The following is an 8,194-nucleotide window of genomic DNA, read 5'->3' as shown; positions in this document are numbered from 1 at the left end:
TCGCTCAACGGCGGATCGCCGGACTTCGTGACCCCGGGGTCCGACAGCTCCCGCGGGGACGCGCGCATCGAGAGCGCCACCGGCACGTCCAGCGACGGTGGTGTGCTCGCGCTCGTCGAGGTGCAGCCGGACGTCGACGCCGCGCCGGCGCGCGCGATGGTCGAGGACGTCGCCGACCGGCTGGCCGCCGACCCGGCCGTCGTCGCCGTGACGTCCTACTACTCCACCGGCGACCGGGCCATGGTGTCCCGCGACGGGCGGATGACGTACGTCGTGGCCCGGCTCGAGCCCGGGGCGGGCGACGAGGAGACCGTCCACCGGCTGCGCGACCGGTTGGAGGGCGTGCCCGGCGTACGCCTCGGCGGGTCGCCCGTCGTCGACGAGCAGGTGACCTCCACCGTCCACGAGGACCTGGTGCGGGCCGAGCTCTTCGCGCTGCCGCTGCTCTTCCTGCTATCGCTCTGGGTCTTCCGCAGCCTGTTCGCCGCAGCCCTCCCGGTGCTGGCCGGCGGGCTGAACGTCGCACTCACGCTGCTCGTGCTGCACGGGGTCACCGCGGGGATGGACCTCTCGCTCTTCGCGCTCAACCTCGTGACCACGCTGGGGATGGGCCTGGCGATCGACTACAGCCTGCTGATGGTGTCGAGATACCGCAGCGAGCTGGCCGAGCACGGCCGGGTCGACGACGCCGTGCGGCAGATGGTGCGGACCGCCGGCCGCACGATCCTCTTCAGCTCGGTCACCGTCGTCGCCGCGCTCGCCGCCCTGCTCGTCTTCCGCCAACGGTTCCTCTATTCCATGGCCATCGGCGGCGCGCTCGTCGCCGCGATGTCCGCGGTCGTCGCCCTCGTGGTGCTGCCGCCGCTGCTGCGCCTGCTCGGCCACCGGCTCGACCTCGTCGCGCCGGCCCGCTGGCGCCGCCCGCTCGAACGTGCCGAGACCGCCGAGGGCGGCTGGTTCACCGTGGCCCGCCACGCCGTACGCCGGCCGGTGACGGTCGCGGTCGTCGGAGCCGCGCTGCTGCTCGCGCTCGGGCTGCCGCTGCTCGGCGTCCGCTTCACCTTCATCGACGCCACCGCCCTGCCGCCGAGCGCGAGCGCGCGGGCGGTCGACGACGCCCTCCAAGAGCGGTTCGAGTCCTCGCCGTCGGACCTGGTCTCGGCGGTCGTGACGGACACCGGAGCGGGCGACGGCGAGCAGCGCGCCCAGCAGGTCGCCACGGCCGCGCGGGCGCTGCCGGCCGCCGCCGCGGTGACCGGGCCGGTGGCCCTCGACACCAGTACCTGGCTGGTGCAGGTGCAGCCGCGGGAGGGGCCCCTGACGGCGAGCAGCCGCGAGCTGGTCGAGCAGCTGCGCGAGCTCCCGGACGGGCCGCTGCTGGTGACCGGCTCGACCGCGCGCTTCGTGGACCTGCGCTCGAGCATCGCCTCGAACCTGCCGCTGGCCCTGGCGATCGTCTGCCTCACCAACGTCTTCGTGCTGGCGCTGATGACGGGGTCGCTGGTCCTGCCGCTCAAGTCCGTGCTGATGACGTTGCTGACGCTGTCGGCGACGTACGGTGCCCTCGTCCTGATCTTCCAGGACGGGCACCTCGGCTGGCTGCTCGGCCACGACGCCCAGGGCGCGCTCGAGACGACGCAGCCCGTGCTGCTCTTCGCGCTCGTCTTCGGGCTGAGCACGGACTACGGCGTCTTCCTGCTCGCGCGGATCAAGGAGGCACGCGACGCGGGCGCGGACGAGCGCGAGGCGATCGTCCTCGGGGTGGGCCGCACGGGCCGCGTGGTCACGGCCGCCGCCCTGCTCCTGTGCGTCGCGATGGGCGCGCTCGCGACCTCGCGCATCGTCTTCATCAAGGAGCTCGGGGTGGGGGCCGCGATCGGCGTGCTGCTCGACGCCACGATCGTCCGCGCGTTCCTGGTGCCCTCGCTCATGGCGCTGCTCGGCAGGTGGAACTGGTGGGGCCCGGGCTTCCTGCAGCGGGCGCACCGCAGGTTCGGGTACGAGTCCCTGCCCCCGCCTCCCGCGACGGCACCGCCGCTCGCGATCCCGCCGCCGGCGCAGCGGGCGGGCGACCAGCCCCTCGACGGCGTCGCGCGGCCCGCGGCGGCGCGGCGGCCGTGAGCGGCCCGGGGGACCGGGCTCCGGGGGCAGCGAGCGGCGCGCCCGCCGTCGCCGTCTGGTGCGTCAGCCCGGACGACCTCGACGTGCGGCCCGACGACCCGCGGCTGGACGAGGAAGAGCGGGCGCGGGCCGCGCGGCTGCGCCGGGACGCCGACCGGCACGCCTTCCTGGCCGCGCACCTGCTCCTCCGGCTAGCGCTCACCGCCGCCGAGCCGGCGGTCGGCGCGGCGGAGTGGCGGTTCCGGCGCGAGCCGGGCGGCCGTCCCGAGCTCGCCACCCCGGGCACCGGCCTGCGGTTCAACCTCACCCACACCCCGGGGCTGGTCGCCTGCGTCGTCGCCCGTGGGCGCGACTGCGGGATCGACGCGGAGTGGGCGGGCCGCCGCCTCGACCCCGAGCTGCTGGCCCGGGGCGGCCTCGCGCCCGAGGAGCGGGCCGGGATCGCCGCGCTGCCCGCCCAACGGCGGGCCTTCGCGGCGCTGCGCTACTGGACGCTGCGCGAGGCGGTGCTCAAGGCGACCGGGGACGGGCTCTCCGTCCCCGCGGGCCGACTGGCCTTCGCGCTCGACGGCGCCGGCCCCCGCCTGCTCGAGCGCCCGGGCGCGCCCTGGCGGCCCGGGGAGTGGGCCCTCGTCCAACGTACGCGCGGGGAGCACGTGGTCTCGCTGGCGGTGCGGGTGCAGGATCCGGCCGCCCCGGCCCGCGGGACGTCCGCCGGCACCCTGCGGCTGGCCTGGCACGACACGCCTCCGGGGACGGGGTCGGCGGTCCGCGGGAACGAGTGGGCGATCATTCCGGTTTGACAGCGAGGGCGGGGATGCCGTCAGACTCCGCCCTGTCGTCTGTCCGCCGAACCTCGCTCGTCAGGAAGGCTCCCTGTGCCGCCCCGCTCCCGTACCGCCACCGGTCGCCGGCTCGTCATCGTCGAGTCGCCCACGAAGGCGCGCAAGATCGCGGGCTACCTCGGGGACGGCTACGACGTGGAGGCGAGCGTCGGCCACATCCGTGACCTGCCGACGCCGAGCGAGCTGCCGGCGGACATGAAGAAGGGCCCCTACGGCAAGTTCGCCGTCGACGTCGAGAACGGCTTCGCCCCCTACTACGTCGTCGACTCGGACAAGAAGAAGAAGGTCTCCGAGCTCAAGGCGCTGCTCAAGGAGGCGGACGAGCTCTTCCTCGCGACCGACGAGGACCGCGAGGGCGAGGCCATCGCCTGGCACCTGCTCGAGGTGCTCAAGCCGCGCGTCCCGGTCCGCCGGATGGTCTTCCACGAGATCACGCCCGAGGCGATCCGCCGCGCGGTGGAGAACACCCGCGAGCTGGACCAGAGCCTCGTCGACGCCCAGGAGACCCGGCGCATCCTCGACCGGCTCTACGGCTACGAGGTCTCGCCCGTGCTGTGGCGCAAGGTCCGCGCCGGGCTGTCCGCCGGCCGCGTCCAGTCGGTCGCGACGCGCCTGGTGGTCGAGCGCGAGCGCGAGCGCATCGCCTTCCGCAGCGCGTCCTACTGGGACATCGAGGCCGAGCTCGAGCGCTCCGGCCAGTCCTTCCCCGCCCGGCTCACGTCGGTCGACGGCACCCGCGTCGCGACGGGCCGTGACTTCGGCAGCGACGGCCGGCTGACGGCCCGCGCCCAGCAGCAGGGCGTGGTCGCGCTCGGCGAGGCCGCGGCCACCCAGCTCGCGGCCGGGCTCTCCGACGCGCCGTTCACCGTCCGCTCGGTCGAGGACAAGCCCTACTCGCGCAAGCCGGCCGCGCCGTTCATCACCTCGACGCTGCAGCAGGAGGCCAGCCGCAAGCTGCGCTGGTCCTCGCAGACGACGATGCGCGTCGCGCAGCGGCTGTACGAGAACGGCTACATCACCTACATGCGCACCGACTCGACCACGTTGTCCGAGTCGGCCATCAACGCCGCGCGGTCGCAGGCGCGAGCCCTCTACGGCCCCGAGTACGTCCCCGACGTCCCGCGCCGCTACGTCCGCAAGGTCAAGAACGCGCAGGAGGCCCACGAGGCCGTCCGCCCCGCCGGCGACGTGTTCCGTACGCCGGGCGAGGTCGCGGGCGAGCTGGCCCGCGACGAGTTCGCGCTCTACGAGCTGATCTGGAAGCGCACGGTCGCCTCGCAGATGGCCGACGCGCGGGGCACGACGGTCTCCGTCCGCATCGGCGCGGCGCCGCACGCAGGCTCGCCGTTCAAGGACGCCGAGTTCAGCGCCTCCGGCACCGTCATCACCTTCCGGGGGTTCCTGGCCGCCTACGAGGAGGGGCGCGACGAGGACGCGCCGCGCGACGCCAACGAGCAGCGCCTCCCCGCGATGCGCGAGGGCGACGGCCTCGAGCCGCAGCGCGTCGACCCCGAGGGCCACACGACCAGCCCGCCCGCGCGCTACACCGAGGCGACGCTGGTCAAGGCGCTGGAGGAGCGCGCGATCGGCCGCCCGTCGACCTACGCGTCGATCCTCGGCACGATCATCGACCGCGGCTACGTCTTCAAGAAGGGCAGCGCGCTCGTCCCGACGTGGCTGGCCTTCGCCGTCACGCGGCTGCTCGAGGAGCACTTCGGCGGACTCGTCGACTACGACTTCACCGCGGAGATGGAGGAGGACCTCGACCGCATCGCCGGTGGCGACGCCGACCGCGTGGCGTGGCTGCGCCGCTTCTACTTCGGCGACGGCGAGGGCACGCCGGAGCACACGCATCCCGGCGGGCACGGCCCCGACGAGCTGGGCGGCCTGAAGCGCATCGTCGAGAACCTCGGCGAGATCGACGCCCGCGAGGTCAACACCTATGAGCTCGGCAACGGCATCGCCGTCCGCGTCGGGCGCTACGGCCCCTACATCGAGCGCGACCGTGATGGCGTTTCGGAGCGGGCGTCGCTGCCCGACGACCTCGCGCCCGACGAGCTGACGGTGGAGAAGGCCGAGGAGCTGCTGTCGGCGCCGTCCGGCGACCGCGAGCTCGGCACCGACCCGGCCACCGGCCACACGGTCGTCGCCAAGGCGGGCCGCTTCGGGCCGTACGTCACGGAGGTCCTGCCGGAGGGCTCGCCGAAGTCGGCGAAGCCGCGGACCGCGTCGCTGTTCAAGACCATGTCGCTGGACACGGTCTCCCTCGACGACGCGCTGAAGCTGCTGACCCTGCCGCGGGTCGTCGGCAAGGACCCCGAGTCCGGCGACGAGATCGTGGCGCAGAACGGGCGCTACGGGCCGTACCTCAAGAAGGGGACGGACTCGCGGTCGCTGGAGACCGAGGACCAGCTCTTCACGGTGACGCTCGAGCAGGCGCTCGCGATCTACGCCCAGCCCAAGCAGCGCGGGCGGGCCGCGGCCAAGCCGCCGCTCAAGGAGCTCGGCACCGACCCCGTGAGCGGCAAGCCGATCGTGGTCAAGGAGGGCCGCTTCGGCGCCTACGTGACCGACGGCGAGACCAACGCGACGCTGCGCCGTGGTGACACGGTCGAGGGCATCACCCCCGAGCGCGGGGTGGAGCTGCTCGCGGAGAAGCGGGCCGCCGGGCCGAGCGCCAAGAAGACCGCGAAGAAGGCTCCGGCCAAGAAGGCGGCCGCCAAGTCGACCGCGGCGAAGGCACCGGCCAAGAAGGCGGCCGCCAAGAAGACGGCCAAGGCAGGTGCCTGAGCCGCGCCGGGCCGGACCGTCGGGCCCCGTGGTTAGGGTGAAGCAATGAGCACGGGTGCCGTGACGGGCCTCGCGGGCGACGTCCGCGAGGTGCTGTCGCTGCGCACGTTCCGCCGCATGTGGGTGGCGCTGTCGGTCGCCAGCCTCGGCGACTGGCTCGGCCTGCTCGCGATGACGGCCTACGCGCAGTCGCTCGCCGGCGGGGACTACACCCAGGCCAACCTCGCCGTCGCGGTCGTCTTCCTGCTGCGCCTCGCGCCGGCGATGCTGCTCGGGCCGCTCGCCGGCGTGGTGGCCGACCGGCTCGACCGGCGCTGGACGATGGTCACGGCCAACGCCGCGCGCTTCGTCATCCTCGCCTCCATCCCGCTCGTCGGCGAGCTCTGGTGGGTCTTCGTCGCGACCCTGCTCAACGAGGCCGCCAGCCTGTTCTTCATCCCGGCGAAGGAAGCCACGGTCCCCAACCTCGTGCCGCGCGAGCGGCTGGAGGCGGCCAACCAGCTCAACCTCGCCGGGACCTACGGCAGCGCGCCGCTGGCGGCGGTGCTCTTCATCGTCCTCACGCTGCCGACCGGCGGGCTCGGCAAGGCGCAGGACGCGCCGCTGACGCTCGCGATCGCGCTCTGGGTCAACGCGCTCACCTTCCTGGCCGCCGCGATCGTCATCGCGCAGCTGAAGGACATCCCGGCCCGCAACGTGATCACGACCGCCGACGGGCGCGAGCCCTCGGCGTGGAAGGCGTTGACCGAAGGCTGGAAGTACGTCGGCGGCACCAAGGTGGTGCGCGGCCTGATCGTCGCCCTGCTCGGCGCGTTCGCGGCGGGGGGCGCGGTCATCGGCCTCGCCCGCACCTACGTCCGCGACCTCGGCGCGGGCGACCCGGGCTACGGCGTGCTGTTCTTCGCGGTCTTCCTCGGCCTGGCGCTCGGCATGTTCCTCGGGCCGCGGCTCGTCGCCGGGTTCAGCCGGCGCCGGCTGCTCTGCCTCGCGATCACCGTCGCCGGCTTCCTGCTCGCGGTCATCGCCCTCACCCCCAACCTCCCGGTCGCCGTCCTCTTCACGGTCGCGATGGGGGCGTGCACCGGTGTCGCCTGGGTGATCGCCTACACGCTCATCGGGCTCGAGGTGGACGACGACCACCGTGGCCGGGTCTTCGCCTCGCTCACCGTCATGCTCCGCGTGGTCCTGGTCGCGGTGCTGGCCCTCGCCCCGCTGCTCGCAGCGGCCATCGGCCCGCACACCTGGCACCCGACCGAGTCGGTGACGTGGACGCTGGGCGGCGCCGAGGTCACGCTGCTGCTCGCCGGCCTGCTCTGCGCCGGCCTGGGGGTCGCGTCGTTCCGCACCATGGACGACCGCCGGGGCGTCCCGGTGCTCAAGGACTTCTTCGCCGCGCTGCGCGGCCAGGGCCTGCCCGGGCCGGGCGAGGAGGCCGAGCGGCACGGCTTCTTCCTGGTCCTCGAGGGCGGCGAGGGCGCAGGCAAGTCCACCCAGGCGACCGCGCTCGCCGCGTGGCTGCGCGAGCGCGGTCACGAGGTCGTCCTCACGCGGGAGCCGGGCGGCACCGAGATCGGCACGCGGCTGCGCGCCCTGCTGCTCGACCCCACGACCGGCCCGCTCTCGAGCCGGGCCGAAGCGCTGCTCTACGCCGCTGACCGCGCCCAGCACGTCGAGCGCGTCGTCCGGCCGGCGCTCGCCCGCTCCGCCGTCGTCATCAGCGACCGCTACGTCGACTCCTCGATCGCCTACCAGGGCGCTGGGCGCGAGCTCCCCGACGGCGACGTCGCCCGGCTCTCGGCCTGGGCCACCGGTGGGCTCGTCCCCGACCTCACGGTCCTGCTCGACCTGCCCGCGGAGGTCGGCGCCCAGCGCCGGGCCGCCCGCGACGAGGGCCGGGCCGACCGGCTCGAGGCCGAGCCGGTCGAGTTCCACGACCGCGTGCGCCGCCGCTTCAAGGAGCTCGCGAGCGCCGCCCCCGGGCGCTACCTCGTCCTCGACGCCTCGCAGGGCCCGACCGAGGTCACCACGGTCATCCAGCAGCGCCTGCGCGGCGTGCTCCCGCTCAGTCCCCGCGAGGCGGCCGAGCAGGAGGCGGCCCGGCAGGCCGAGGAGCAGCGCCAGGCCGAGGAGCGCCGCCGGCTCGAGGCCGAGCGCCACGAGGCCGCCGAGCGCAAGCGGGCCGAGGAGGCCGAGGCACGCCGGCTCGAGCAGCTGCGCGCCGCCGAGGCGATCGAGGCCGCCCAGCGCGCCACCGCCGAGCAGGCCGCCCGCGCCGCCGAGGCCGCACGCCGCGAGGCGGAGGAGGCCCGGCGCATCGCCGCCGAGCAGGCGCGGCTGCGCGCGGAGGAGGCAGCCGCCCGTGCGGCGCAGGAGGCCGAGCGCCGCGAGCGCGAGGCTGCGGCCCGCGCCGAGCGCGAGGAGCAGGAGCGCCGCGAGCG

Annotated in this window: 4 protein-coding genes; all 4 read left to right on the top strand. The window is 74.7% G+C overall.

What is annotated here, in order from left to right; all coding sequences use genetic code 11:
• The coding region (locus G9H71_RS19765; RefSeq protein WP_196792303.1) for an MMPL family transporter at positions 1 to 2,121 on the top strand (2,121 nt) is incomplete at its 5' end.
• Positions 2,118 to 2,924, top strand: a complete 807-nt coding sequence (locus G9H71_RS25315; RefSeq protein WP_166284506.1) for a 4'-phosphopantetheinyl transferase family protein — start codon at positions 2,118 to 2,120, stop codon at positions 2,922 to 2,924. The genes G9H71_RS19765 and G9H71_RS25315, both read left to right, overlap by 4 nt.
• A gap of 75 nt (positions 2,925 to 2,999) precedes the next feature.
• Positions 3,000 to 5,756 (top strand): type I DNA topoisomerase, encoded by a 2,757-nt coding sequence (gene topA, locus G9H71_RS19755; RefSeq protein ID WP_166284505.1) that lies wholly within the window; start codon positions 3,000 to 3,002, stop codon positions 5,754 to 5,756.
• A 45-nt stretch (positions 5,757 to 5,801) separates the two neighbouring features.
• The coding region (gene tmk / locus G9H71_RS19750; protein ID WP_166284504.1) for a dTMP kinase at positions 5,802 to 8,194 on the top strand (2,393 nt) is incomplete at its 3' end.

It is taken from the genome of Motilibacter deserti, assembly GCF_011250635.1.
GTDB lineage: Bacteria > Actinomycetota > Actinomycetes > Motilibacterales > Motilibacteraceae > Motilibacter_A > Motilibacter_A deserti.
The sequence above is the reverse complement of the archived record's forward strand: the minus strand, read 5'-3'. Positions and strand labels throughout refer to the sequence as shown.